Origin of the sequence: Alistipes sp. dk3624 (assembly GCF_009557455.1) — a bacterium.
GTDB classification, from domain to species: Bacteria; Bacteroidota; Bacteroidia; order Bacteroidales; family Rikenellaceae; genus Alistipes_A; species Alistipes_A hominis.
Genome location: NZ_CP045651.1, coordinates 426,760 through 453,277, shown reverse-complemented (window position 1 = coordinate 453,277; position 26,518 = coordinate 426,760). Strand labels below are relative to the sequence as shown.

Sequence of the window (26,518 nt, the reverse complement as noted above, 5' to 3'; positions counted from 1 at the left end):
AAAGCAATGATTTCCACGGAAATTGCTTTTTTTCTGGATTTTGCGCTTTTGGGGGATACAACACGTTCTGGACGAGCTATTTCCTTATTTTGAAATGCCGCTCCGATTTTTTGGGATAAATGTCGCTGATCGTAATCAGTATCCCGGTCTCCTCGACATTCCCGAAATCGGGGTTGACGACCGTTCCGAAAACGCGCATCGATGGCGAAAGGCTCATGTACGAGTTGATCAGCGGCGGGATGTTTTCACGGTAATTGCGGATCTCGCGGATCAACGTTTTGTAGTCTTCCGCATAGCTGCCGCCGCAGAACAGCGCTTCCATCTTTTCGACGTCGAAATCGAGGACGATCGGGTGAATGGCCTCGACCAGGTTTTCGCGATCCGGGAAATGTTTGCGCAGGAAATAGAGCAGGATGTTGCGGGCTTCTTTGTCGTACGAGCCGTACATGGTGACTTTGCCGAAAAAGTAGCGCATGTCCGGATTGTTCACGACCAGCGCTCCCAGTCCGTCCCACAGGTTGTCGAGCGAGTAAAGCCCTTTCGGGTTGCTGCGCGAGCCCTGGTAATGGGGCTGTACGAACGACCGTCCCAATTCGATCGTGTAGGGCAGGTATTCCTCGCGGAATTTGTCCGTGAAACGAAAATAGTGTTCCGTCGACATGCATTTCGGATGCGACGAATGCGAAATGATGAAGCGGTATCCGCCGACGATCTCCTTTTGTTTCGGATCCCAGACGATCAACTGCCGGTATCCTTCCGGATCGAGGTCGTATTCGTCGATGTCCGTGTCGGCTCCCGTGCCGCCTCCGCCGTCGCGGAACGACACTTCCCTGAGCCGTCCGATTTCCCGCATTACGTTCGGGCTGTCGCCGGCTGTGACGACGTATATTTCATTGTCTCCGTTATTGGTCGGGCGCAGAAAGCGTTCCCGGGTCAATTCTGCTTCTATCAAATCGGTCGGGACGGGGTCGATCAGTGGTTTCATCGGGTGTTTTGATTGGATGAGCAAAAATATAAAAACAAATCGACAAAGTAATATTTAGCCGTTTTTTTGTTCGTTTTTAAGTTTATATACGTATTCCCGGAGCCGTTCCGCCCATACTTTCGCGGGCTTCCCGTCGTCGAGCCGCTGCCACGGCACCGGTTTTCCGAAGCGGATGCGGAAATCTTTTCCTCGCTGGCGGAACATCTCGTCGGGCAGGTAGAGCATTTCGAGATTGGCCCGGATGCCCACGGCGGTGCGGAAGTTGGACAGGTTGTAAAAAAAAGACGACAGTTCCCCTTCGAAATAGACCGGAACGACGTCGCGGCGGCTTTCGATCGCGTTTTTGACGAAACTGGGTCGCCACGGGCAATCCCGCACGACGCCCCGGTGCCGGCGCGAGCAGAGCCCGGCCGGGAACGTGGCGACCTGCACGCCGCTTTGCAGGTTTTGCCGGAACAGTTCGGCGTACTGCGCCTTCTGCCGGCCGTGCTTGTTGACCGGGATGAAGAGCGGATTGAGCGGCGTGAGGTGCATCAACAGGTCGTTGACGATGATTTTGACCGATCCGAAATGGCGCTCCAGTTCGTCGCACAGCATCATGCCGTCCATGCCGCCGAACGGATGGTTCGAAGCGAACAGGTAGCGTCCTTCGCGCGGCAGCTTTTCGAGCCCGACCGCCCGGTAACGGATACCCATATCCGCCAGCGCCGCGCGGATGAACGGGATCGGTTCGAGGTGCGAATAAGCCTGCAAAATACGGTTGATTTCGTCCTGGTGGATCGTGCGTTTCAGATAGGCCACTACGAAGCGCGGTAACAAACGCGCCAGCGCCGGATTTTTATCCCGGATCACTTTCTCCAGATCGACGGTAAGCGTTTTCTCGTCGGACATCACGTTGGGTTGATTTTGCGCAAAATTAAGATATTCCCGGTTCATTGGAACGATTTCGGGTAAATTTTGTACTTTTATCCGCGAAATTTTAACTTGTCGTTATGGAGTCCTACCATGTGCCGGTGCTGTTCGCCGAAAGTATCGATTTGCTAAACATACGTCCCGACGGAATGTATGTCGATCTGACTTTCGGCGGCGGCGGGCATTCGCGCGGGATTCTGGAGCGGCTTTCCGCAAAGGGGCGCCTGCTGGGGTTCGACCAGGATAGCGACGCCCGCCGCAACGTCCCCGACGACGCCCGCTTCACGTTCATAGAATCGAATTTCCGTTTCATGCGGGGGCAATTGCGCCTGCACGGATACGAACAGGTGGACGGGGTGCTGGCCGATCTGGGCGTGTCGTCGCACCATTTCGATACGCGGCAGCGCGGATTCTCGTTCCGTTTCGACGCTCCGCTCGACATGCGGATGAATCAGCGTGCCCGGCTTTCGGCTGCGGACGTAGTGAACCGTTACGAAACGGGAAAATTGATCCGGATTTTCCGGGATTACGGCGAACTGGACGCTCCGCACCGGATCGCAGGATGCATCGAGCGGGTGCGCCGCGAGCGGCCGCTCGCTTCGATCAGCGACCTGATCGAAGCGGTTGCGCCGGTAACCCCGCGCGGGGCGGACAGTAAGTTTCTGGCCAAGCTGTTCCAGGCGATCCGCATCGAGGTGAACGGCGAGATGGATGCGCTGGAGATGATGCTCGAACAGGCGCTCCGCGTACTGCGTCCCGGGGGACGGTTGGTGGTGATCACTTATCATTCGCTCGAAGACCGGCTCGTCAAAAATTTCATGCGTAGCGGAAATTTCACGGGCAAACCGGAGAAGGATTTTTACGGACGGCCCCGGACGCCCTGGGAACTGGTCGTACGCAAGGCGATCGTTCCGTCCGCCGAAGAGACCGAACGGAACCCGCGTTCGCGGAGCGCCAAACTGCGGGCCGCCGAAAAACGCTGATCGTCCGAAAGAACCGGATTCCGCACGATCGGCGATTTTACTGTATATTTTAGCCTGTCGCCGGGAAGGCTATTGATAAATTTTGTTAACTTTGCCGAGCTGATAACAAGAACCGATATGAGAAAAAAAATGTTGAGTTTCGGGGCCGCGCTGTTGTTGCTGGCGGCTCCTGTTTCTCAGATAGAAGCCGCGCCGCGCGAGGCGCAATCCCATTACGATAAGGGTATAGCCCTTTACGAAAAACAGAAATACTCCGCTGCGCAGACCGAGTTCGAGAAGGCGGCCCGCGGCGCAGGTGCCGACGATGTCGGGTTTTCGGAGCGGGCGGCTTATTACATAGCTTTGTGCGCCGCCGAGATGCGGCAGGGAAACGCCCGCGAGATGCTCGACCGTTTCATTCTGGAGTATCCGGGTTCGATCTATGCGAACGACATCCGGTTTTCGCTCGGCACGCTGTTGCACGAGGAGGGCGATTACCAGGCCGCCTATGCGCAGTACCAACAGGTCGATCCCTATGAGCTCGACTTTTCGCGTTTCGACGAATATAATTTCCGGACGGGATATGCCGCCTACATGTGCGGGGACACCGACAAGGCCTACGGCTATTTCAAGAACTGCAATACCGATCCGCAGTATAAGCCGCACGCCACGTATTACATCGCTTATATCGACTATTCCCGCGGCGATCTGCAGGCGGCCAAGCGGGAGTTCGCGTCGATCGCGGACAATCCGGCTTACGAACCGATCATTCCGTTTTACCTGTTGCAGATCGAGTTCCGGGAGAACAATTACGACTACGTGGTGGCTAACGGGATTCCGTTGCTGGCCAAGGCGACCGAAGCCCGTCAACAAGAGATTTCGCGGATCGTCAGCGAAGCTTATTTCCACCTGGGCGACTATCCGAAGGCGCTGGCCTATATGGACAATTACGCCAAATTGGGCGGTGAGATGGGGCGCGAGGAGCTTTACCTGGCCGGTTACTGCAATTACGTCGACCGCGACTATCCGAAAGCGATCGACCGGCTCACGCAGGTCGCTTCGGGCGGCGACGAACTGGCTCAGAACGCCAGCTTCCACCTCGGCGACGCTTACCTGCAGATGGGGGACAAGAAAAAAGCGATGAGCGCTTTCGCGCTGGCCGCTTCGGACGATTTCGACCAGGCGATCCGCGAAGAGGCCATGTTCAACTACGGAAAGTTGCAGTACGAATTGGGCGGCGGTATTTTCAACGAAGCGATCACCACGTTGGATAATTATATCAAGGAGTTTCCCGATTCGCCTCGGATCAACGAGGCGCGCGAGATCCTGTTGGCTGCCTATTTCAATTCCCGCAACTACAATGCGGCTTACGAGGCGATCCGCCAGTTGCCCGATCCGGACAACAACGTGAAGATGGCGTTGCAGAAGATCGCTTATTTCCGTGCGCTGGAGTGTTTCGAGGCCGGCGACTACGACCGGACGCTCGAATTGCTCGATGTGGCCGACGCCAATAGATATACGGCCAAGTATACGGCGCTGACCAAATTCTGGCGGGCCGAAACCTATGTCCGCAAAGGGGATTACGCCAAAGCGCAGCCGCTCTACGAGGCTTATGTGGCGCTTTCTCCGAGTAACGAGCGAGAGAACCGGATGGCGCAATACAACTTGGGATACTGTTATTTCAATGCCAAGCAGTGGGACAAGGCCGCCGCGAGGTTCAATAGTTTCCTGAACGCTTATCCCGCCAAGGACGATTTGCGGGCGGACGCTTTCAACCGGTTGGGTGACATCGCTTTCGCCCAACGCGAGTACTACAAGGCGATCGAAAATTACGACAAGGCGATCAGCCTGTCCACGGTCGGGGCCGATTACGCCCGGTTCCAGCGGGCCGTGATGCTCGGTCTGGTTGACAAGTACGACCGCAAGGTCGAGTCGCTGATCGCGATTATCGGCGACGGCAAGAGCGACTACGTCGACGACGCGATGTTCGAGTTGGGGCGCACCTACGTGCGCCGTGAACGCTTCAACGACGGCGCCGCCGTACTGAAACGCCTGGTGGACGGTTATCCGCAGTCGCCGTTCGCCGTGAGCGCCCTGTCCGAGTTGGGACTGATTTACCAAAATCTCGGCAAAAACGACGAAGCGTTGAAATACTACAAGAAGGTGGTCGACAACTATCCCTCTTCGCCGCAGGTGAAGGATGCGATGATCGGTATCAAGAATATTTATGTCGACAAGAACGATGTCGATACCTATTTCGCTTTTGCCAAACAGAGCGGTATCGAGACGAACGTGACGGTCGTCGAGCGCGATTCGCTTTCGTTCATGGCGGCCAACCGGGTTTACCAGAGCCGGGATTATACGCGGGCGCTTCCGTTGATGGACAATTACCTGCGCCAGTATCCGCAAGGGGTTTATCGGGCGGATGCGCTGTATGCGCTCGGCGACTGTTCGCTGCAGGCAGGAAACCGTGCGGGGGCGTTGGCGGCTTTCGAGGAGGTCGGCAACATGCCGAGCAACCGTTACCAATCGCTGGCGCTGCAGAAAGCCGCAGCCATGCAGATGGAGGATAAAAATTATGCGGCCGCAGCCGAGTCATATAAGCGGCTGAGCGTGATCGCGCCGCAGAAGAACGTGGCTTCCGAAGCGTTGGACGGCTACCTGAAAGCGGTCGTGGCGTCCGGGGATATGACTGCCGCGGGCAATGCCGCCGACGAAGTGCTGGCTTCTTCCCACCTGACCGACGATCTGGCGCATACGGCCAATTTCTTGAAAGGCCGCGCGCTACAAGCCGCCGGGGACGACAACGGGGCGCTGGCGCACTACCGCAAGATGATCGACGCCCGTACGCGGGATGCGGCCGAGGCGCGTTACCAGATCGTTTCGATCCTGTTCAAGCAGAACAAACTGAAAGAGGCCGAGAAGGAAGTGTTCGCGTTCTCCGAAAAGAACCTGCCGTACGAGTACTGGATGGGAAAGGCCTTTCTGATTCTCGGCGACATTTACGTCAAGCAGAACGACGCGTTCCAGGCCAAAGCCACCTATAAAAGTATCGTGGACGGCTATTCCGACAAGAATGACGGCGTCGTAGCCGAGGCGCAGCAGAAAATGGACGCATTGAAATAGATTTTAAAGTAACCGACAGAGAGTGATGAAAAAAACAATCATACTGATCGCAGCGGCGGTGGCCGCATGTCCCGCCTGGGCGCAGAAGCCCGAAGAAGGGGATCTGAACCGCCAGATGGAAGTGACGCGCGATTACGAACCGACCGTGAACGAAGCATCGAAACTGAATGTTAAACCCGATATGAACGATACGGTGGCGCTGCGTCCCGAGGTGACTTACAAGGTTCATCCGAACCCGATCAGCTACGGGTTCGAAGTGACGCCGATTAAACCGGTGTCGGTCAGTCTGGACAACTACCGGCAGGATCGCCCGTTGTACCTGAAAGTCGGCGTCGGCGTTCCGTTCCAGAGCGTGGTGGACGCTTATTTTTCGTCTACGAAGAACGTCAACGGCAAGTGGGGCGTACTGGTCAACCATTACGGCAGTTGGAGCGATCGCAAGAACGACAACGGGATCAAGACTCCGGCCGGGCAGACGTTCAACCGGATCGGGGCGTACGGCGAGCGTCGTTTCGGCCGTTTCGGGATCGGCGGCGAACTGGGGTACGATTACGATAAGATCAGCCGCTACGGGTACGATACGACCTGGACGTTGGAAAACTTTACCGGACGGAATATCGACGCTTCGGCATCGGCCCTGCGGCAGAACTTTTCGACCGTGCACGGGAAAATCTATTTCGGACATGCATTCGAAGACCTTTCCTATTTCAATATCCGTTTCGGCGCCGAGGGAGCTTATTTTCAGGATCGTTTCGACATGAAGGAGGCCGATGTGAAGACGTTTCTCGATCTGGGAAAACGTTTTGGGCAGCGGCATGGGGTGACTCTGCACGCCGGTTACGATGTTTATAAAGGCAGCGGCGAGTTGGACGGTTACAAGGATAATATCCTGACGGTACGGCCGATGTACCGTTTGCAGGGCGGAAAGCTGGAATTTGCGCTGGGGGCCAATTACGTGCTCGACAACGACGGGGATCGCAGCGAAAGCGCCTTCTTCCCGCTGTTCGAACTCAAATGGCGCGCTTCGGACGGTTTTACTCCTTATCTGAAGATCGACGGCGAGTACTTGAACTACGGTTACCGTAATACGGTGACTTGGAATCCTTACGTGTTGCAGGGCGTTACGGGGCGTAATACCAGCGAATACAACGGTCGGATCGGTATCCGGGGCGGCGTTTCGTCGTCGTTCGCGTACCATGTGTTCGGCGGCGTTTCGCGCTATCTGAACATGAATTACGGATTGAATGCCTACCTGATGTTGCTGGGGGACGGGGCGAATGTGTATCAGGCTCTTTACCAGGGAAACGTGTTCGGAGTGTCGCAGCGCGACGTGACGATGTGGACGATCGGGGCCGAGTTGGAAGGACGTATTTCCGGCGCGTTCGGCTTGCTGTTCAATTTGCAGTACCGGGGTTACGACGTGAAAAAAATCGAAGATCAGAGCGCCCATATCGGGTTGCCGAACCTGACGGCCGGACTCGCTCTGAAATACAATTACCGGGATAAATTGCTGCTCAAGGCCGGAGTGGACGTGTACGGACCGCGCGATTTCGACATCTTGTTTATGTATACGGACGGGGCGAGCGCGTCTGCCGGACTGGGCCGGACTCATGTGGATATGCAATTCGACGTATATTTCGGCGCCGAATACAACATTTCGAAGAGGATCGGCGTGTTCCTCGAAGGGCGTAACCTGGCCAACCAGCGGATTTACCGTTACAATCAATACCGCGATCTGGGCATCAATATGCTCGCCGGCGTGAAACTGCAGTTTTAGCGTGTGACGGGGAAACGAAAGAGCCCGGAAGCGATCGCTTCCGGGCTCTTTCGTTCATCGGTATCGTTATCGGATCTGATGCGCTCCCTGGGAAATGTTGACTTCGATAATGCGGGGCGCCTTGCCGAAGCGGTGCGTGAATTTGTCGGTGACTTCGGCCAAGTAATCGGCATAAGCGGCATCCCTCACCAGGTTGATCGTGCAGCCGCCGAAGCCGCCGCCCATCATCCGCGCGCCGAGCACGCCGCTGTTGCGGTGTCCGAGATCCGCCAGAAAATCGAGTTCCTCGCAGCTCACTTCGTACCATTTGCTCAGTCCGTCGTGCGAACCGTTCATTTTTTCGCCGAAAGTCGCGTAGTCCCCCTTTTCGAGTGCGTCGCAGGCGTCGAGCACCCGCTGGTTTTCGTTGATGACGAAGCTGCAGCGGCGGTAAACCACGTCGTCCATTTCGTTTTTGTAGGTGTTCAGCATTTCGAGCGTTACGTCGCGTAGCGACTCGATGCCGCCCACGTGTTTCAATATCACGGCGACGCCTGCCTCGCACTGTGCGCGGCGCACGTTGTATTCCGACGAGGCGAGCGAATGTTTTACCTGCGTATCGAACAGCACGACTTTGCAGCCTGTCGGATCGAACGGTTCGAGTTTGTATTCCAGCGAACGGCAGTCCAGCCGGATCACCTTCCCGTGATCGCCGAACAGCGAGGCGAACTGATCCATGATCCCGCAGCGCACGCCTACATAGTTGTGTTCGGTCATCTGGCCGATTTTGGCCAGTTGTTCGCGCGAAAAACCGAGGTTGTAGACCGTGTTGAGCGCGAAGCCCACTGCGCTTTCGAGCGCGGCCGACGACGAAAGTCCCGCGCCGAGCGGGACGTCCCCGCCGAAAGTCATGTCGAACGGACGGATCAGCGCCCCGCGTTTCTCCATCTCCTGCACTACGCCGTAGATGTAGCGGGCCCACTGTTGTGCCGGTTTTTCGCCGTGCAGATCCATTTCGATCGACTGGTCGTAATCGACCGAATGGATCCGGCACTTCTGTCCGTCGTTGGGTTTGACGCCAACGTAGATTGCCTTGTCGATAGCACCGGGCAACACGAATCCCAGGTTGTAGTCGGTATGTTCGCCGATCAGGTTGACGCGTCCGGGCGAAGCGAAGAACGACGCTCCGTCGCCGTACATTTTTTTGAATAGTTCCTGAATTTTAGTTTTCATAGCGGTTATAAGATTAGTTCGTATCGTCTGAAATGTAGATCGTTTCCGGATAGGTCACCCGGCTCAGAAAAAGCCCCTGCGGCGGGGCCGAGCTGCTCGCCAGCGAGCGGTCGCGCCCGGCGATCACGCTGCGGAAATCTTCCGCAGTCAGCTTGCCTCGGCCGACGTCGAGCAGCGTGCCGACTACGGCGCGTACCATGTTGCGCAGGAAGCGGTCCGCCGCAATGGTGAATACCAGCAACCCGTCGTCCTGCCGCTGCCATCCGGCGCGGGCGATGCGGCACAGGTTCGTTTTATTGTCCGAGTGCAGCTTGCAAAAACTGGTGAAATCCTGTTCTCCCGGCAGCAGGGCTGCGGCTTCGTTCATGCGGCACAGATCGAGCGGCCAAGCCAATTGGTACGCGGTGTCGCGGTTGAACGGGTTTTTACGCGGTGAAATGTAATATTTGTACTCCCGTTCCAATGCGTCGAACCGGGCGTGTGCGTCGTTCCGCACCCGTCGCAGTCGTTGCACGGCGATGTCGTACGGCAACAGCGCATTCAGGTGGTAGCAGAAATCTTCCGGATCGGCGATCGGTGCTTCCGTGTCGAAATGGACGACGTAGAAAGAGGCGTGCACTCCCGTGTCGGTGCGCCCGGCGCCTACGGTTTCGACCGGGCGACGGAGCAGCGTGCCGAGGCTTTGTTGCAGGGTTTGCTGCACGGACGGGGCGTTGGGCTGGATCTGCCAGCCGTTGTATGCCTTGCCGAGGTAGGAGAGTTGTAGAAAGTAACGCACGGTTGTCGCTTTAGGTTTACAAAGATAGCATTTTCGGCGAAATGTAAAAATTTTGTCCGTTTGAAATACATAAATTTTCCTGCGCCGTTTTACGAAACAGAGTCGTTCGTCCGGTTGGTTCGATGCCTTTTTCAGAAAATGCAGAGCGGTTCGAAAAAACTTTATTACCTTTAAATCCGACTGAATCGACTAATTCTGACTCTATGAAAAAAAATCGTATGTTGCTTGCTGGATTGCTGCTGTTATTTACAGCGGCGAAACCCGCTTCTCCGGAAGTTTCGCTCGGAACTTTGCTGCGCGAAATGACCGACCGCGACGAGATCGCCCGGTGGCCGTCTCCTGCGTTCGCCTGCCGTCAGGCCAGCAGCACCGATCCCGCCACGAAAACGCCGGATCAGCCGGGCTGGTTCGGCAACGGGGACTGCACCAATTTTATCCGGCAGGAGACGACCCCGCACGGAACGGAATACGTGATGCTCGACGCCGACGGTCCCGGTGCCGTCGTCCGTTTTTGGATGACTTTTTCGGGAGCGGGTTCCGGCGAAGGTATCCTGCGTATTTACCTGGACGGCGACAGCGAACCGGTCGTCGAGGGCCGGGCCCGCAGCCTGATCGGCGGCGCCGGCCTGGTCGGGGCCCCGTTGTCGATGGGCGTGTCGACGCTTACCGACTCGATGCACCGGGGGTTGAACCTTTACCTCCCAATTCCGTTTGCCGAAGGCTGTAAAATCACTTACCAGAGCTCCATGATCGATTTTTCCGACAAAGGCGGTATTCAGCCCGGTCACGAAGGGGTTTTTTACAACATCAATTACCGGAGTTACGAGCCGGGAACGCGCGTTGTCAGTTTTTCCGCGGAGGAACTTCGTAGGAACCGGACGCTGCTATCGGAAGTCCGGCGGAAGCTGAGCGACCGGGATCGGGGATTGGACGAACTGAAACTGCGGGAAATCCCGCTGGACGGAACGCTGGCTCCCGGCGACCGTAAAACTTTCACGATAGAGGGCGAAAAGGCCGTCCGGCAACTGTCCGTGCGTCTCGATGCGGCCGCACGGCAGCAGGCGTTGCGTTCGACCGTGCTTGAGATCCGTTTCGACGGAGAACGAACGGTATGGTGTCCGGTCGGGGATTTCTACGGGATCGGTTATCTGCCGCTCTATACCAATACGTGGTACGCGTATGCGGAGCCGTCCGGACGGATGGACGCCTACTGGGTCATGCCTTTCCGACACAAGTGCGAGATTACGTTCCATAATCTGGGAACGCAGCCGGTGCGCCTATGCGACGGTCGGGTACGCTACGCTCCGTGGAAATGGGACGACCGGTCGATGCATTTCGGGGCTTCGTGGCATCAGTACGGAGCTGTTTCGACCGGACGGGACAAGCATCAGAATACGGACGATACCGGCGGTCCGTCCGATCTCCGCTTCGTCGCGCTGGACGGACAAGGCGTTTATGTCGGCGACGGCCTGACGCTGTTCAATACCGAATACGCCTGGTGGGGCGAAGGCGACGAAAAAGTCTATGTGGACGGAGAGACGTTCCCGTCGCATTTGGGAACCGGAAGCGAGGACTATTACGGTTACGCCTGGGGACGGCGCGAGCGTATTACCGACCATCCGTTCATCGCCCAGCCGGAAGGCGCCGGCGCGGATAGCGCCGGATTCGTGCAGAATACCCGGCTGCGGGTGCTGGACGGGATTCCGTTCCGTACTTCGCTGCGGTTCGATATGGAGCTCTGGCATCACCTGCGGGCCGTCGTCGATTACGCTCCGACGACTTACTGGTACCTGCGTCCGGGCGGGCGCAGCTTGGTCGAACCGAACGAGAAGGAGGCCGCCCGCAAAGTATCGCTGCACAGGGAAGACCTCGTTTCGCAGAAAATGGAGATAACGGTCGAGGCCGAACATATGGCCGTCGTGAGCAAAAGTCCGGAAGATCTGCTGAATTACCATCATCACGGGATTCCGTACCGGGATATCTGGAGCAACAATGCCCAGCTTTACTGGCACTGCAATCGGCCGGGCAACCGGTTGACGCTCTCGTTCGAAAGCGTGTTGGACGGCGAGTTCGACCTCACGTTGATGTGTACGGCTTCGCCGGGTTACGGAGTGGTCGGGATCGAGGTCAACGGTACGGCTGTTGTTCGGGAATTGGATCTCAATGCGCCGAAACCGCATGTCGTTCCGATTTCGCTCGGCCGGCATGTTATTAGTAAGGGAATCAATACGCTCGCATTCGAAATGGTCCGTTACGGGGAACATATTCCCGCCGGAACCGTCGGATTCGACCGCCTCGTTTTCGAACCTTGATCGAAACGGTCCATTTCCCGCGGTTCTTTGTTTTCGGCAGGGGCGACCGTCCGCTCGGCGTCGCCTGCCGAAAGAAGTATTTTGCGTTTTATGCGGCGCCGGGTAAAGGATTATTTAAAAATTAGCGTAAATTTGCGAAAACATTCGTACGTATTATGAAGATTGCATTGATAGGCTACGGCAAGATGGGAAAGGAAATCGAACAGATCCTGATCTCCCGGGGCCATACCGTTACGCTGATTATCGACATCGACAACGCCGGCGATCTGAATGCCGAAAACCTTCGGAAAGCGGATGTCGCTATCGAATTCACCACTCCCCATACCGCTTTTCAGAACATCGTAACCTGCCTGGAAGCCGGCGTGCCGGTGGTGTGCGGTACGACCGGATGGCTCGACCGGTACGCCGAAGTCGAAAAGCTGTGCAACGAGCGGAAGGGCACGTTCTTCTACGCTTCGAATTACAGCGTCGGCGTCAACGTGTTTTTCGCGGTGAACCGCCGACTGGCCGAACTGATGGAGCGTTTTCCGGAATACGACGTGACGGTCGAAGAAACCCATCACACGCAGAAAAAGGATGCTCCGAGCGGAACGGCGATCACGCTGGCCGAAGGAATTCTCGGGAACCTGACCCGCAAAAAGAAATGGATATGCGGTACGACGACCGAGCCCGCCGAGTTGGAGATCACCTCCGTACGCCGCAGCGTCGTTCCCGGGATTCATACCGTTACCTACGAGTCGGATGCCGACCTGATCGCCATTACGCACAGTGCCAAGAGCCGCAAAGGATTGGCTACCGGAGCCGTGCTCGCCGCCGAATTCATCTGCGGCAAGCGGGGTATTTTCACCATGAAGGATCTAATGGGAATCGATTAACCGGCCGACTGTGAATAAATTTCTGAACAAACTGAAAACGATTTGGGGTAACCGCTGGGTAAAATTCGGCGTGGTATCGGTCATTTACCTGCTGTGGTTCGTGGTCTGGACGGGCAACCTGTGGTTGTTGCTGGGACTGGTCGTGATTTACGATATTTATATATCGAAGACGATGTACCGCTTGTTCTGGCGGAAGCACAAGGAACGCAAGCGAACCAACAAGACCTACCGCAAGACTTCCGAGTGGGTCGAAGCGATTCTGTTCGCGACGGTCGTGGCTACGCTGATCCGGATCTTCGTCTTCGAGATGTACGTGATTCCGACGCCGTCGATGGAAAAGAGTATGCTGGTCGGCGACTATCTCTGCGTCAGCAAGACGGCCTACGGTCCGCGCATCCCGAATACGCCGATTTCGATGCCGCTGGTGCACAATACGATGCCGTTTTCTCAGACCAAAAAGTCGTTCGTCGAATGGATCAAGTGGCCGTACCACCGACTGAAAGGATTCGGAAACGTAAAACGCAACGATCCGGTCGTATTCAACTTTCCGGAAGGAGATACGGTAAGTCTGGCTTATCCGTCGGACAGCTATTATAACGCTTTGCGGCAGTACCAACGTCGTTACGGCGACCGGCGCGGCCGCCAGATGCTGATGGACGAGGGGATCGTCGTCCGTCCGGTCGACAAGCGCGAAAACTATGTCAAACGGGCGGTCGGACTGCCCGGCGATACGATTTTTATCGAACACTCCGAAATGTGGATCAACGGACAGCCGCAGGCGGATATTCCGGGTAAACAGTACAATTATACGGTTGTAACGAACGGTACGCCGGTCAATCCCGACGTGTTCGAAGACATGGGCGTTGCCAAGGACGATATTCACTACGATGCGGCTAACTACGCGTATGTGGAATTGCCGCTGACCGCTGAAAATGCGCGGCGGATGCGTTCGATGGGGAACGTGACGGCGATAATCAAAAGGGAGGGCGAGGGGGCCGATCCCGATATTTTCCCACAGAGCGAAAACTATCCGTGGAACGTCGATAATTTCGGGCCGCTGTGGATTCCGAGCAAAGGCTCGACGGTCGATCTGACCGTCGAGAACCTGCCGCTGTACCGGCGGATCATCGAAACTTACGAAGGGAATAAGCTGGAAATCAAAGACGGGCGAATTTATATCAACGGTACGCCGGCCGACAAATACACGTTCGCGATGGACTACTACTTCATGATGGGGGACAATCGGCACAATTCGCTGGATTCCCGTTATTGGGGGTTCGTTCCGGAGGATCATATCGTCGGAAAACCGTCGTTCGTGTGGATGTCGCTCGATAAGGATAAAAGTTTTCCGGCCAATATCCGCTGGAACCGGATTTTTTCAAAAGTGAAATAGACCGACGATGGAACCCGCCGACGACAGCTATTATACGATCGCGGCCCCGGCCGAAGCCATCTATAAGGACAAGGGAAGCAAGTTTTTGGCCTATGCCTGGCCGGTGACCGACGAGCGGCAGATCCGCGATGCGCTGGACGGGTTGCGTAAGCGCTATTACGATGCGACGCACCATTGCTATGCATGGCGCCTGGGGCCGGAAGGCGAAAACGTGCGGATGAACGACGACGGGGAACCATCTTCGACGGCTGGACGGCCGATTCTGGGGCAGTTGTTGTCGCGGCAGGTGACCGATGCGCTGGTGGTCGTGGTACGTTATTTCGGCGGAACCAAATTGGGCGTGCCCGGATTGATCGCCGCTTATAAAGAGTCGGCGGCGGCGGTTCTGGATGCGGCCGAAGTGGTGCAGCGTACGGTGAATACCGTGTTGCGGATCGGGTTCGGCTACCTGGCGATGAACGACGTGATGCGGATCGTCAAAGAGATGCAGCCGGAGGTGCTCGGCCAGCAGTTCGACAACGCGTGCACGATGACGCTTTCGATCCGTCGAAGCCGGTCGCAACAGTTGCTCGAACGATTGCGGAACGTGGAGAGTATGAGCATTGATTTAAAGTAAAAATAGAGTTCTATGGGAAAGAAAAGTCTTGTTTCGATCACCGATTTTTCGTGCGATGAAATTCTGAAGATTATGGATCTGGCCGCCCGTTTCGAGGCCGATCCGCACCGACAGGTGCTGGCCGGGAAGGTATTCGCGTCGCTGTTTTTCGAACCATCGACACGGACGCGGCTGAGTTTCGAAAGCGCGATCAATCGTCTCGGGGGCCGGGTGATCGGTTTTTCGGGGACTTCGAATACCAGCGTTTCGAAAGGCGAAACTTTCCACGATACGATCATGACGATCTCGAACTACTGCGATATGATCGTGATGCGTCATTCGATCGAAGGTGCGGCCCGTTATGCCAGCGAGATTTCGCGCGTGCCGGTGGTCAATGCCGGAGACGGGGCCAACCAGCATCCGAGTCAGACGCTGCTCGACCTTTATTCGATCAAGAAAACGCAGGGTACGCTCGAAAATATCAATATCGTGATGATCGGCGACCTGAAATACGGCCGGACGGTGCATTCGCTGCTCGAAGCGCTGTCGTTCTTCAACCCGACGTTCACGTTCGTCGCTCCGGACGAGCTGAAAATGCCCGACGAATACAAGCTGTTCTTACGCGGAAAAGGGATTCCTTACACCGAAACCCGCAGCATCGAAAAGGCGCTCGGCGACGCCGATATCGTCTACATGACCCGCGTGCAGCGCGAACGTTTCTCCGATCCGATGGAGTACGAACGCGTGAAGAACGTTTATATCCTCAAAAACAGTATGCTGGAAAATACCAAACCCAACATGCGCATCCTGCATCCGCTGCCGCGCGTCGGGGAGATCGACACCGACGTGGACGGCAATCCGAAAGCCTACTATTTCAAACAGACCGAGAACGGCGTCTATACCCGCATGGCTATCATCAGTTACCTGTTGGGCGCCGTCGAATAACCGTTTATTTTATAGTTTATCGCAATCATGAAAAATACGGGAGAAGGAAGGCTGGAAGTTACAGCTATCGAAAACGGAACGGTCATCGACCATATTCCGGCCAGCAATCTTTTTAAAATTATCAGAATACTGGGACTCGAAAACGAGAATCACCGGATTACGTTCGGAACGAACCTCGAAAGCAAACGCATGGGAACCAAGGCGATCATCAAAATCAACGACCGTTTCTGCAAACAGGAGGAGATCAACCGGATCGCGATCGTCGCGCCGATGGCGGTCGTCAATATCATCCGGGACTTCAAGGTGGTCGAAAAGCATGCCGTTACGATTCCGGAGACGATCCGGGGATTCGTGAAATGCGCCAATCCGAAGTGCGTCACCAACAACGAACCGGTCGAAACCTCGTTCCTGGTGATCCGTAACGGGGACGAAATCGCGCTCCGCTGCCGATACTGCGAAAAGATCACGCACCAGGAGCAAACCGAGATCGGAAAATAGAACGGATTGATTTTTTATGCGAACGCGGGAAGTGCTCCGCGTTTTTTATTTTTTCGATCCGGTTTTGAAACGGATCAGCGTGTTTTTGATCGGCCATCCTTCGGTAGAAAAAAATCCGATGCTCAGTAAGTTTATTTGATATTCGAAATTTGGTTTTAGCGCGATGTCGATAGTAATCGTTCGGTCGTTCGGATACCCGTTGACCTTTTTCAGCGGGAAATGTTCCTGTCCCAAAGGCCCGTATCCGAAACCATATCCTCCGGACATCGGCCGGTCGAAACGAATGGTCAGCGTTTTCAGATCGGGATCGACCTGATTGTCGCCGTTTTCGAACTCTTCGATCGAGACGAAACGGGGCCACCGGTCGATCTGATCGGCCGTGTTGTTGAAAAATTCCACGATGCGCGGCATGAAGCTTTCCATGGTCGGATAGGCGTTCCGTTGTTTTTCGTAGGTTGTCAGCAGACGCGACAATTTGGACATCCACAGAAACCCCTGCGCGATATCCTGCTTGACCTGTCGTGTCGCGGCCGTCGTATCCCCGTGATTGAGCAGGTAGCGGATGACGGAGACTCTGACCAGCGATTCGGAAAGCATGATCGTGCTGTTGGCGTAAGCTTGCCGTTTCATCGCTTCCGATACCTGACCGAATATTCGCCCTGCCGCTTCCCCGAGATCGTTTTCATGCCGTCTGATGTGTGCGTTTGCGAACGAATGGCCGAATTCATGCACGACCGTCGGGAGCATTTCCGGCGTGAATACGGGATTGCCGTCCGCGTCGAACATCCATGCGCCCATGATCGAAAAAATATCCCGTGTACGGTCGGGCCGGTCAATGGATAGCCCGTAGCAATTGCTGCCGTTGCCGAGCCCGACGATCAGGTGGAACGTGTCTTCAGAATTTATGCCGTAGTATGCGGGAAACCATTTCAAGTCAATGTGCCTTAGTTGTTTGTTGTACGCTTTTTCGGCGTGCTCGTACCGTGTATGCTGTGAATCGAAAAAATCACCGCAACGAGTTTCTGCATAAAATTGTCGTAATAGGTCGATGAATTTTTCCGCATTTTCCTTGCTCCATCTTTCTTCCGGAATCCGGTTTGTAAAAGGAACGATCGGCTTCAGACCGGGGGGCTGTCCGAGATGAAGGGCCATACGGACCACTGCGTCGTAACCGATCGAATTTTCTTTTTTTAGCCGTCGCATCAGTTCGATCAGCGGATGTGTTTTGTACCGGTCGAAATGCGCGTGTATGTCGGCGATGTAGGGGGCGTTGTCATTCCGGCAATATTCGGGATATTCGGCCAGCCGGGCGACGATGCCCAGTAATTCGACGCGTTTGTCTACTTTGGCTGTCAAGGGCGTGTCGGCATAGACGGCCCGGAGTCCGGAAAGTAATATGGACAGGAAGAGCAGCAGGGGAATTTTCACGGATTCAGAAATGATTAGTTGGTCATGTAAAGTTACAAAATATTGTTTTCAAATACTCTTCTGTCATTGTTTTTCCGAATACGGCGATGATAGAGTCCGGTGTCGTGTATCAATTTTTGCTGAAAAATCGTTATCTTTAGCGATTAATTTTTTTAGAATGCAGAATCCGAAAGAGGAAAAATATATTCATGTCAAAGGCGCGCGGGTGCACAATCTGAAGAATATCGAGGTTAAAATTCCGCACAATCAGTTGGTTGTCATTACGGGATTGTCGGGATCGGGCAAATCCACGCTCGCGTTCGACACCATTTTCGCCGAGGGGCAGCGGCGCTACGTCGAGAGCCTGTCGGCCTATGCGCGGCAGTTTCTGGGTAAGATCAACAAGCCGGACGTCGATTTCATTACGGGGATCGCGCCGGCCATCGCCATCGAGCAAAAGGTCAATACGCGCAATCCGCGATCGACGGTCGGTACGTCGACCGAAATTTACGACTACCTGAAACTGCTGTTCGGCCGTATCGGGCGTACCTATTCGCCGGTGTCGGGACGCGAGGTACGTTCGCATACGGTGGCCGACGTAGTCAACTACATCGCCGCGCTGCCGTCCGGAACCCGCGTGCTGGTCGCTGCTCCGCTGAAAACGGCCGAAGGACAGGGATTGATCGAGAAACTGACGCTGTTGGTCAAGGAGGGCTTGCAACGGCTTTATATCGACGGACAGTCGCTTTTTATCGAGGATATTATCGCGCAGGCGGACGATTACGCCGGACGCGCCGACTTGCGGATCGTGGTCGACCGGGCGAAAGCTACCGATGACGAGGAGACGTTCAGTCGCTTGGGCGATTCGGTGGCTACCGCATTTTTGCAGGGCGACGGCGTGTGCGACGTGATCGTTCAGCAAGCGGACGGCGACCGTGTCGAGTCGTTTTCGTCCCGTTTCGAGTTGGACGGCATCGTTTTCGAGCATCCGTCGGAACATATGTTCAGTTTTAATAATCCGATCGGCGCCTGTCCGCGCTGCGAAGGATACGGTAAGGTAATCGGGATCGACGAGGATCTGGTCGTGCCGGACAAGAACAAAAGCATTTATCAGGATGCGATCGCATGTTGGCGCGGCGAGACGATGAAGTGGTGGCGCGACCAGTTGGTAATCAATGCCCCGAAATTCGACTTTCCGATCCATCGTCCGTTCCACGAACTTACGCGCGAAGAGAAGAGGCTGCTATGGAAAGGCAATGAGTTTTTCCACGGACTCGACGAATTTTTCAAATTCTTGGAGGGAGAACGTTACAAGATCCAGTACCGGGTGATGCTTTCTCGCTATACCGGCAAGACCGTTTGTCCCGACTGCGGCGGCGGGCGGTTGCGTAAGGAGGCGTTCTACGTGCAGGTTGGCGGAAAGCATATCGGCGAGCTGGTGACGATGCCGGTCGACGAACTGCAACGTTTTTTCGACGGTTTGCGGCTCGACGACCGCGACGGGAAAACCGCTGCGCGGGTGCTGACCGAAATCCGCAACCGGCTCGAATACCTCAATGAGGTCGGTCTCGGCTACCTGACCCTCGACCGGCTGTCGTCGACGCTGTCCGGCGGCGAGAGCCAGCGGATCAATCTGGCTACTTCGCTTGGCAGCAGTCTGGTAGGATCGTTGTATATCCTCGACGAACCGAGTATCGGTCTGCATCCGCGCGATACGAACCGGCTGATCGCCGTGCTGAAAAAACTGCGCGATTTGGGCAATACGGTGATCGTCGTCGAGCACGAGGAAGAGATTATCCGGGCGGCCGATACGATCATCGATATCGGACCGCTGGCCGGTTACCAGGGCGGCGAGGTGATGTTTCAGGGCGGTATCGATCGACTGGCTTCTGCGAAGGACAGTCTGACGGCGAAATACCTGACTGGCGTCGAACGGATCGAACCGCCTGCGAACAAGCGTCGCTGGAATAGCTACGTCGAGGTGATCGGAGCCCGGGAAAACAACCTGAAAGGGATCGACGTGAAATTCCCGCTCGGCGTGATGACCTGCGTAACCGGGGTTAGCGGCAGCGGTAAATCGTCGCTCGTTCGCGAAATCCTTTATCCGGCGATCCGTCGGGAACTTTATGAAACGGGGATGAAGCCGGGCGATTTCGAGCGGCTCGGCGGCGATCTGAAGCGATTGAAAGGGGTCGAGATCATCGACCAGAACCCGATCGGGAAATCGCTTAGATCGAATCCGGTCACCTATTTAAAAGCTTACGATGATATTCGTAAACTGTTTGCCGATCAGCCTTATGCGAAGCATAATGGACTGACTCCGTCGCACTTTTCGTTCAACATGGCGGGAGGCCGGTGCGAGGAGTGTCAAGGCGAAGGCGTCATCAAGGTCGGTATGCAGTTTATGGCCGACGTCGAACTGGTGTGCGAAAGCTGCGGCGGCAAACGGTTCAAGGACGAGGTGCTGGAGGTGAAGTATCACGGTCATTCGATTTACGATATTCTCGAACTGACGGTCGATGCTGCCGTAGACCTGTTCGCAGCCTATCAGGACAAGGATGCGATCAATAAAAAGATTATCGAGAAACTGAAGACGTTGCAGGATGTGGGACTGGGCTATGTCAAACTCGGGCAGTCGTCGTCGACGCTGTCCGGCGGGGAGAGCCAGCGCGTCAAACTGGCGTCGTTCCTGATCAAGGAAAATGCCGGAGGCCCGATCCTGTTCATTTTTGACGAGCCGACCACCGGGCTGCATTTCCACGATATCCGCAAGCTGCTGGGGGCTTTCGACGCCCTGCTGGCCCGGGGACATACGGTGGTGATCGTCGAGCATAACATGGACGTGATTCGATCGGCCGACTGGGTGATCGACCTCGGGCCCGAGGCCGGCGAGCGCGGCGGCAGGGTGGTTTTCGAAGGAACGCCCGCCGATCTGATGACGTGCCGCGAAAGTTATACCGGAAAATTCCTATCTTTGGCCGAAAATTCGCGGCGGGGGGCTGCGAAGACAAAAAAATGACGATGGAATTTACCTGCTATACCCTGCCTAACGGGATTCGCTGCATTCATAAACAGGTGCGTTCGGCGGTCGTCAACTGTGCGCTGACGGTCAATACCGGCAGCCGGGACGAAGAAATGTCCGAACAGGGGCTCGCCCACCTGCTCGAACATGCGTTTTTCAAAGGAACGACCCACCGCAAGGCGTTCCATATCAATTGTCGGCTCGAGAATCTCGGCGGCGAATTGAACGCCTATACGACGAAGGAGGAGACGGTGGTGCACGCTACCACGCTGCGCGGCGATTTTGCCAAGGCGGCGGAGCTGATCGCCGATATCGTTTTTCATTCGACTTTCCCGCAGCGCGAGTTGGAGAAGGAGAAAGAGGTGATCGTCGATGAAATCAACTCGTACAAAGATTCGCCTTCCGACCGGATTTTCGACGATTTCGAGGATATGATCTTCGTCGGTTCGTCGCTCGGCCACAATATCCTGGGATGTAAAAGCGCGTTGATGAAGTATACGCGGGACGATTTGCTGCGTTTCGTGGCGCGTACTTACAATACCGATCAGATGGTTTTTTCGGTGATCGGCAATGTCTCGGCAAAGCGTTTCAAGGATACGTGCGACCGTTATTTCGGCGGGATGGGGGAGTCGCTGCGCGGTTTTACGCGCGATGCGGTCGTTCCGGTCGCATCCTTTTCGAAAGAGCTCCACCGGAAATGCTATCAGGCTCATTGCATTCTCGGCGGCCGGGCCTACAACCTGAACGACGAACGGCGCGTGGTGCTGTCGCTACTGACGAACCTACTCGGCGGCCCGTCGGCCAATTCGCTGCTGAACCTGGCCGTAAGGGAGCGCAACGGCTTGGCTTATAATATCGAAGCGGGGTTCACCCCGTTCAGCGATACGGGTCTTGCGACGATCTATTTCGGAACCGACAAGGAACGGGCCGACGAATGCCTCGAACTGATCGACCTCGAACTGACGAAAATCCGCAGCGGAAAGTTGAGCGACCGCCTGTTGCATATCGCCAAAAAACAGTACCTCGGCCAGATTACGATCGCGATGGAGAACAACGAGAGCTATATGTTGAGTGCCGCGCGCAGTTTTCTGGTTTACAATAATATCGATGCGATGGAGACGATCCGCGAGAAGATCGGCACCGTCACGCGGGACGAAATCGTCGCGGTGGCCAACGAGATTTACGGGACACAGAACCTTTCGATGCTCATGTACCGGTAGATATGGACGATCTGGAACGATATATCGAGCGGCACGTTACCCCCGAAGATCCGCTACTGGCCGAACTCGACCGGGAGACCCACCTGCGCGTGGTGCAACCCCGGATGATTTCGGGTCATTTGCAGGGGCGGTTGCTGGAGATGGTCGTGCGGATGATCCGTCCGCAGCGGATCCTGGAGATCGGTACCTTTACCGGCTATTCGGCGATCTGCATGGCGCGCGGGCTCGGCGAAGGCGGCGAGCTGCATACGATCGAAGCGAACGACGAACTGGAACCGATCGCATCGAAATATTTCATCCGCAGCGGGCTTTCCGGCCGCATTACGCTGCACATCGGTTCCGCGCTCGATATCGCTCCGTCGCTCGGCGTATTCGATCTGATTTTTATCGACGGCGATAAACGCGAATACCCGCAGTATTATGATATGGCCCTGTCGCATCTGGTGCGCAGCGGCAGCTATCTTCTGGCCGACAACATCCTCTGGTACGGGAAAGTGGCCGAAACCGTACCTGTCGGCGACCGGCATACATGGGCGATCCGAGAGTTCAACGACCGGGTATTGCAGGACGACCGCGTGGAAAACGTGATCCTGCCGATCCGCGACGGGTTGAATCTGATCCGGGTAAAATAGCGAAACGAACGGGGCCGTAAAAAAGAGTCTGCCGGTTGGGATCGTGCGGATTTTGTCCTATCTTTGTTCTGCTAAGTTCAAGAAGCAGATTGCGATGAAAATACGTGTGGATTGTTTTCTGCCCGGTATGGGTACGGAGCAGGCGAAAAGCGTAACGGACGGGTTGCGCCGGGAAGAGGCGGTAGACAAAATTTTCTGGGTGGACGGGTCGGAGAACGATCCGGCCGATGAGTGCGAAAACCGGATCGGCGGGCCGTTGTGCGCTTCGGCGACGCTCCGGAAGATCGCCGAAGCGTCCTCTGGGGATTATACGTTGATCTATACCGGCAATGCCGTATTGCGGATGGGAATGTTCGCTCTCGACCGGATGCTGCAAGTTGCGCGGGATACGAATGCCGGGCTGGTTTACGCCGATTATTACGAAGTGCGGAACGGTCGCCGCAGCGAACACCCGGTGATCGATTGCCAGGCGGGCAGCCTGCGCGACGATTTCGATTTCGGGCCGGTTTTGCTGTACCGGACGGACGCGCTGAAACGAGCCGTAGGACAGATGGAACGCGATTACCGTTTCGCCGGGCTTTACGACCTGCGCCTGAGGGTTTCCTGTCGGGACTTGTTGGTGCATATTAACGAATATCTATATTCTGATTTAAAGGATGATGAGTCTGGTGATATGAATTCTTTATTTAGCTATGTCGATCCGAAAAACCGGGACGCGCAGATGGAAATGGAACAGGCGTGTACCGACCATCTGAAACGGGTGGGGGCTTATCTGGAGCCGACGTTCCGGGAACTGGAGTTCGCCGCAGACGGTTTCGAATGCGAGGCTTCGGTAATCATTCCGGTACGCAACCGGGTACGGACGATCGCAGATGCGATCGCTTCGGTGCTGAAGCAGCAGGCCGGATTTAAATTCAATCTGATCGTGATCGACAATCATTCGACCGACGGCACGACCGAAGCGATCGACCGCTTTGCAGCGGACGGGCGGCTGATCCATATCGTTCCGCAACGGGACGACCTCGGGATCGGCGGTTGTTGGAATGTCGGGGTGAATCATCCCGGATGCGGCCGGTTTGCCGTGCAGCTCGACAGCGACGACGTATATGCCGACGAACATACGTTGCAGAAAATCGTCGACGCCTTTTACAGCCAGCGGTGCGCGATGGTCGTGGGAACTTATATGCTGACCGATTTCGAGATGAAACCGATCCCGCCGGGGGTGATCGACCACCGGGAATGGACGCTTGAGAACGGGCGGAACAATGCGTTACGGATCAATGGTCTGGGAGCTCCGCGCGCGTTTTATACGCCGCTGCTGCGCGAACTGAAAGTGCCGAATACCAGTTATGGGGAGGATTACGCGCTCGGGCTGCGCTTTTCGCGCGAATACCGGATCGGCCGGATATACGACGTGCTTTATCTGTGCCGTCGCTGGGACGACAATTCCGACGCTTCGCTCGACATCGTCCGGACGAACCGGAACAATGTTTACAAGGACCGCCTGCGGACGTGGGAACTGCGGGCCCGCATCGCCTTGAATATGAATAAGCAAGTGAAATAACGGATTGTAACCGATTGTATAAAAATGAATTGTCCTGGAGCCGATGAATTGAACGCGTTTTTCGAAAGTCAACTCGCGGAATGGGAGTTTGCCCGGCGGAATTTCGAAGCGCTGCGGCGGATTGAAACCAAGACGTTCGATCTGGACGGTTTTTCGATTCGGGTGCAGTTCAATCCGGCGCGGATCGTTTCGTCGGCCGCAAAGGTCGATGCGGCGTCCGTCGTTGCCCGAAAATGTTTTTTATGTTCGGAAAATCAACCGCCCGAACAGCGGGGATTACCCTGGGGGGACGGTTATCGGGTATTGGTAAATCCGTATCCGATTTTCGCCCGACATTTTACGATTCCTGCGGCGGAACACGTGCCGCAGTCGATCGCGGATCGTTATGGGGATATGCTGGCTTTGGCGCGCTGCTTCGACCGGGAGGTCGTCTTTTACAACGGCCCGCGGTGCGGAGCCTCGGCTCCAGACCATGCTCATTTTCAGGCGGTAGGCAAAGGCGCGATGCCGTTGGAGGCCGAAGTCGGACGTTTTGCGACCGAAAAGGTTCTCGAAGCGTCCGGGGCAGCAGCGTATGCGATCCGCGATTACCTGCGCGGCGGATTCGTGATCCGTTCCGCCGACGCGTCGGCTGCGGCCGCCTGCTTCGGGAAATTGTACGAGGCATTGGAGGTATTGCCGGCGGATGCGGAACCGATGATGAACGTGCTGACGTGGTACGACAGCGACGGATGGACGAGTTGCGTTTTTCCGCGTACGAAGCACCGGCCAGCCTGCTTTTACGGCGAAGGAGCGACCGATCTGTTGGTCAGTCCGGCTTCGGTCGATCTGGCCGGCGTGATGATCGTTCCGCGCAAGGATGATTTCGTGAAGATTACGGCGGAGAATATCCGTGCGATTTTTAATGAAGTATGTATCGACGACAGTGCGTTGCAGCGGATTGTCGGTAAATTGAATATCGGATGAATCGGCAACCGCAGGTAAGCGTCGGGATACTGACGGCGCAACGGATCGGTTTCGTGCTGCATGGCGACTATACGGCGGCGGGAAAGACGGTTGCGGGAGAAAACCGGGTTTCGGCCGACGGCGACCGGGTGCGATGGGACGGAGCGTCTTACGGGCGTTTGCGGTTCGAACCGTGCGGGGCAGATGCTTCTTTTACGCTGAAAGAGGTGGTGATCGGGATTGGTTTTCACTGGCAGCGGACTGAAGACCAGGTATTCCGCGGCGCATTGGAACTGATCGCGGACGACGGACGGGTTACGGCTGTCAACCGTATCGGCGTAGAAGAGTATCTCGTAAGCGTGATTGCGTCGGAGATGAACGCTTCCGCATCGCCCGAACTTCTGAAAGCCCATGCGGTGATTTCGCGCAGTTGGTTGCTGGCGCAGATCGTTCGGCGGCAGGCGAAGCCTGCTGTGGCGGAGTCCAAGTGCATTGTCCGTTCCGACGATGAAGAACGAATCCGCTGGTACGACCGGGAGGATCATTCGCTTTTCGATGTTTGCGCCGACGATCACTGTCAGCGTTATCAGGGGATTACCCGTACTTACGAACATGCGGCCGCGGTACGTCGGGCGGTCGCCGATACCTGCGGCGAAGTGCTGACCTACGGAGGGGAAATTTGCGACGCCCGTTTTTCGAAGTGTTGCGGCGGGGTTACCGAAGAGTTCCGCAATTGTTGGGAGGAGCGCGATTATCCTTACCTGTCGAGAGTGCGGGATTGCGACGGCGATCCTCCGGCGCCCGACCTGACGCGGGAGGACGAAGCTGCGCGGTGGATCGGGGCGTCTGCCGAGGCTTTTTGCAATACGTCCGATCCGGGGATTCTCGGACAGGTATTGAACGGGTACGACTGCGAAACTTCGGATTTCTACCGATGGCGGGTAGAATATACGCCGTGGAAACTGTCCGATCTGGTGCGCCGTCGGTTGGGGATCGACCTGGGGGCGATTCGGGAACTGATTCCCGTGCAGCGCGGCGCTTCGGGCCGGTTGGTGAAGCTTCGGATCGTCGGTACGCAGGGAGCCGTGACTATCGGTAAAGAGCTCGAAATACGGCGCGTCCTTTCGGAGTCGCACCTGTACAGTTCGGCTTTCGTCGTGGAGAAAACGGCGGAGGGTTTTATATTGCGCGGAGCCGGTTGGGGGCACGGCGTAGGGCTGTGTCAGATCGGCGCGGCGGTGATGGGACACCGGGGATTCGCTTACGACCGGATTCTGCTGCACTATTACCGGGGCGCCGCCGTTGAAAAATATTATTGATTCGGAGCGGCCTCGGAGTGCCGTCCGTTGATCGAAAAG

At 56.0% G+C, this 26,518-nt stretch carries 20 protein-coding genes; 15 read left to right on the top strand and 5 right to left on the bottom strand.

Annotated features, from left to right (window positions below; genetic code table 11):
• Window positions 1–76: 76 nt before the first annotated feature.
• Window positions 77–985, bottom strand: coding sequence for a GNAT family N-acetyltransferase (locus tag GFH31_RS01970; protein ID WP_101573346.1), 909 nt, complete (start codon window positions 983–985; stop codon window positions 77–79).
• 54 nt (window positions 986–1,039) lie between these two features.
• On the bottom strand, window positions 1,040–1,876 hold the full coding sequence (locus GFH31_RS01965; RefSeq protein ID WP_153498374.1) for a 1-acyl-sn-glycerol-3-phosphate acyltransferase: 837 nt from the start codon (window positions 1,874–1,876) through the stop codon (window positions 1,040–1,042).
• Between the two features lie 101 nt (window positions 1,877–1,977).
• Here GFH31_RS01965 and rsmH point away from each other — a divergent pair, with 101 nt between their 5' ends.
• The 3 genes from rsmH to GFH31_RS01950 all read left to right on the top strand — a co-directional run bounded on the left by rsmH (window position 1,978) and on the right by GFH31_RS01950 (window position 7,762).
• On the top strand, window positions 1,978–2,880 hold the full coding sequence (gene rsmH / locus GFH31_RS01960; protein WP_101573344.1) for a 16S rRNA (cytosine(1402)-N(4))-methyltransferase RsmH: 903 nt from the start codon (window positions 1,978–1,980) through the stop codon (window positions 2,878–2,880).
• Window positions 2,881–2,997: 117 nt separating this feature from the next.
• Window positions 2,998–5,985 (top strand): tetratricopeptide repeat protein, encoded by a 2,988-nt coding sequence (locus GFH31_RS01955; protein ID WP_153498375.1) that lies wholly within the window; start codon window positions 2,998–3,000, stop codon window positions 5,983–5,985.
• A 25-nt stretch (window positions 5,986–6,010) separates the two neighbouring features.
• Entirely contained in the window at window positions 6,011–7,762 is a 1,752-nt protein-coding gene (locus GFH31_RS01950; RefSeq protein ID WP_101573342.1) for a hypothetical protein, read from the top strand.
• Window positions 7,763–7,828: 66 nt separating this feature from the next.
• Here the strand turns inward: GFH31_RS01950 and galK are convergent, their stop codons facing one another.
• Both galK and truA read right to left on the bottom strand, forming a co-directional pair.
• Window positions 7,829–8,974: a galactokinase gene (galK, locus tag GFH31_RS01945; RefSeq protein ID WP_101573340.1), complete on the bottom strand. Its 1,146-nt coding sequence runs from the start codon at window positions 8,972–8,974 to the stop codon at window positions 7,829–7,831.
• Window positions 8,975–8,987: 13 nt separating this feature from the next.
• Complete coding sequence (truA, locus tag GFH31_RS01940; protein WP_118457194.1) at window positions 8,988–9,752, bottom strand: tRNA pseudouridine(38-40) synthase TruA; 765 nt, start codon at window positions 9,750–9,752, stop codon at window positions 8,988–8,990.
• A 203-nt stretch (window positions 9,753–9,955) separates the two neighbouring features.
• Here truA and GFH31_RS01935 point away from each other — a divergent pair, with 203 nt between their 5' ends.
• The 6 genes from GFH31_RS01935 (at window position 9,956) to pyrI (ending at window position 16,370) form a co-directional block, all read left to right on the top strand.
• Window positions 9,956–12,064: a glycoside hydrolase family 172 protein gene (locus tag GFH31_RS01935; RefSeq protein ID WP_118657004.1), complete on the top strand. Its 2,109-nt coding sequence runs from the start codon at window positions 9,956–9,958 to the stop codon at window positions 12,062–12,064.
• 155 nt (window positions 12,065–12,219) lie between these two features.
• A complete protein-coding gene (gene dapB, locus GFH31_RS01930; RefSeq protein ID WP_055206114.1) occupies window positions 12,220–12,939 on the top strand; it encodes a 4-hydroxy-tetrahydrodipicolinate reductase in 720 nt (239 codons plus the stop codon).
• Between the two features lie 22 nt (window positions 12,940–12,961).
• Complete coding sequence (gene lepB / locus GFH31_RS01925) at window positions 12,962–14,332, top strand: signal peptidase I (RefSeq protein WP_118657064.1); 1,371 nt, start codon at window positions 12,962–12,964, stop codon at window positions 14,330–14,332.
• A gap of 7 nt (window positions 14,333–14,339) precedes the next feature.
• Window positions 14,340–14,948: an IMPACT family protein gene (locus tag GFH31_RS01920; RefSeq protein ID WP_055206112.1), complete on the top strand. Its 609-nt coding sequence runs from the start codon at window positions 14,340–14,342 to the stop codon at window positions 14,946–14,948.
• 12 nt (window positions 14,949–14,960) lie between these two features.
• Window positions 14,961–15,872 carry an aspartate carbamoyltransferase gene (pyrB, locus tag GFH31_RS01915; protein WP_055206109.1) on the top strand — a complete coding sequence of 304 codons (912 nt, stop codon included), beginning with the start codon at window positions 14,961–14,963 and terminating at the stop codon, window positions 15,870–15,872.
• Between the two features lie 27 nt (window positions 15,873–15,899).
• Entirely contained in the window at window positions 15,900–16,370 is a 471-nt protein-coding gene (gene pyrI, locus GFH31_RS01910) for an aspartate carbamoyltransferase regulatory subunit (protein WP_055206108.1), read from the top strand.
• A gap of 45 nt (window positions 16,371–16,415) precedes the next feature.
• Here the strand turns inward: pyrI and GFH31_RS01905 are convergent, their stop codons facing one another.
• The gene (locus GFH31_RS01905) at window positions 16,416–17,798 is read right to left on the bottom strand and encodes a DUF4932 domain-containing protein (RefSeq protein ID WP_153498378.1); all 1,383 of its coding nucleotides are present in this window, start codon (window positions 17,796–17,798) and stop codon (window positions 16,416–16,418) included.
• Between the two features lie 157 nt (window positions 17,799–17,955).
• Here GFH31_RS01905 and uvrA point away from each other — a divergent pair, with 157 nt between their 5' ends.
• From uvrA to GFH31_RS01875, 6 genes are all read left to right on the top strand, one after another.
• Window positions 17,956–20,796, top strand: coding sequence for an excinuclease ABC subunit UvrA (uvrA, locus tag GFH31_RS01900; protein WP_153498379.1), 2,841 nt, complete (start codon window positions 17,956–17,958; stop codon window positions 20,794–20,796).
• Window positions 20,797–20,798: 2 nt separating this feature from the next.
• Window positions 20,799–22,019: a M16 family metallopeptidase gene (locus tag GFH31_RS01895; RefSeq protein WP_101573439.1), complete on the top strand. Its 1,221-nt coding sequence runs from the start codon at window positions 20,799–20,801 to the stop codon at window positions 22,017–22,019.
• Between the two features lie 2 nt (window positions 22,020–22,021).
• Window positions 22,022–22,651, top strand: a complete 630-nt coding sequence (locus GFH31_RS01890) for an O-methyltransferase (protein ID WP_055206102.1) — start codon at window positions 22,022–22,024, stop codon at window positions 22,649–22,651.
• Between the two features lie 94 nt (window positions 22,652–22,745).
• The gene (locus tag GFH31_RS01885; protein WP_153498380.1) at window positions 22,746–24,215 is read left to right on the top strand and encodes a glycosyltransferase family 2 protein; all 1,470 of its coding nucleotides are present in this window, start codon (window positions 22,746–22,748) and stop codon (window positions 24,213–24,215) included.
• 24 nt (window positions 24,216–24,239) lie between these two features.
• Window positions 24,240–25,181 (top strand): DUF4922 domain-containing protein, encoded by a 942-nt coding sequence (locus GFH31_RS01880; RefSeq protein WP_153498381.1) that lies wholly within the window; start codon window positions 24,240–24,242, stop codon window positions 25,179–25,181.
• Window positions 25,178–26,479 (top strand): SpoIID/LytB domain-containing protein, encoded by a 1,302-nt coding sequence (locus GFH31_RS01875; RefSeq protein ID WP_153498382.1) that lies wholly within the window; start codon window positions 25,178–25,180, stop codon window positions 26,477–26,479. The genes GFH31_RS01880 and GFH31_RS01875 overlap by 4 nt, the downstream gene beginning before the upstream one ends.
• Window positions 26,480–26,518 lie beyond the last annotated feature (39 nt).

Excerpts from the sequence above, each read along its gene's own strand:
- GFH31_RS01950 (WP_101573342.1), top strand. The coding sequence starts at position 6,011 with ATGAAAAAAACAATCATACTGATCGCAGCGGCGGTGGCCGCATGTCCC.
- galK (WP_101573340.1), bottom strand. The coding sequence starts at position 8,974 with ATGAAAACTAAAATTCAGGAACTATTCAAAAAAATGTACGGCGACGGA.
- GFH31_RS01920 (WP_055206112.1), top strand. The coding sequence starts at position 14,340 with ATGGAACCCGCCGACGACAGCTATTATACGATCGCGGCCCCGGCCGAA.
- GFH31_RS01890 (WP_055206102.1), top strand. The coding sequence starts at position 22,022 with ATGGACGATCTGGAACGATATATCGAGCGGCACGTTACCCCCGAAGAT.
- pyrI (WP_055206108.1), top strand. The coding sequence starts at position 15,900 with ATGAAAAATACGGGAGAAGGAAGGCTGGAAGTTACAGCTATCGAAAAC.
- GFH31_RS01970 (WP_101573346.1), bottom strand. The coding sequence starts at position 985 with ATGAAACCACTGATCGACCCCGTCCCGACCGATTTGATAGAAGCAGAA.
- uvrA (WP_153498379.1), top strand. The coding sequence starts at position 17,956 with ATGCAGAATCCGAAAGAGGAAAAATATATTCATGTCAAAGGCGCGCGG.
- GFH31_RS01875 (WP_153498382.1), top strand. The coding sequence starts at position 25,178 with ATGAATCGGCAACCGCAGGTAAGCGTCGGGATACTGACGGCGCAACGG.
- GFH31_RS01965 (WP_153498374.1), bottom strand. The coding sequence starts at position 1,876 with ATGTCCGACGAGAAAACGCTTACCGTCGATCTGGAGAAAGTGATCCGG.
- rsmH (WP_101573344.1), top strand. The coding sequence starts at position 1,978 with ATGGAGTCCTACCATGTGCCGGTGCTGTTCGCCGAAAGTATCGATTTG.
- GFH31_RS01880 (WP_153498381.1), top strand. The coding sequence starts at position 24,240 with ATGAATTGTCCTGGAGCCGATGAATTGAACGCGTTTTTCGAAAGTCAA.
- GFH31_RS01895 (WP_101573439.1), top strand. The coding sequence starts at position 20,799 with ATGGAATTTACCTGCTATACCCTGCCTAACGGGATTCGCTGCATTCAT.
- GFH31_RS01935 (WP_118657004.1), top strand. The coding sequence starts at position 9,956 with ATGAAAAAAAATCGTATGTTGCTTGCTGGATTGCTGCTGTTATTTACA.
- pyrB (WP_055206109.1), top strand. The coding sequence starts at position 14,961 with ATGGGAAAGAAAAGTCTTGTTTCGATCACCGATTTTTCGTGCGATGAA.
- GFH31_RS01885 (WP_153498380.1), top strand. The coding sequence starts at position 22,746 with ATGAAAATACGTGTGGATTGTTTTCTGCCCGGTATGGGTACGGAGCAG.
- dapB (WP_055206114.1), top strand. The coding sequence starts at position 12,220 with ATGAAGATTGCATTGATAGGCTACGGCAAGATGGGAAAGGAAATCGAA.
- GFH31_RS01955 (WP_153498375.1), top strand. The coding sequence starts at position 2,998 with ATGAGAAAAAAAATGTTGAGTTTCGGGGCCGCGCTGTTGTTGCTGGCG.